Source organism: Neisseria sp. P0001.S005 (assembly GCF_051963715.1).
Map to the genome: position 1 here is coordinate 1 of NZ_JBQCTZ010001161.1, position 209 is coordinate 209.

Consider the following 209-nt stretch of genomic DNA (forward strand, 5'->3'; position numbering starts at 1 on the left):
GCCGATAAAGGCTATGACAGTGCGGAAAACCGGCAACATCTGAAAGAACATCGGTTGCTGGACGGCATTATGCGCAAAGCCCACCGCAACCGTCCGCTGACGGAAGTGCAAACCAAACGCAACCGATATTTGTCGAAGACCCGTTATGTGGTCGAACAGAGCTTCGGTACGCTGCACCGTAAATTCCGCTATGCCCGGGCAGCCTATTT

The 209-nt window shown here is 53.6% G+C and carries 1 protein-coding gene; it reads left to right on the plus strand.

Annotated features, from left to right (window positions below; all coding sequences use genetic code 11):
* The coding region (locus ACTHSP_RS24410) for a transposase (RefSeq protein WP_440347263.1) at positions 1-209 on the plus strand (209 nt) is incomplete at both ends.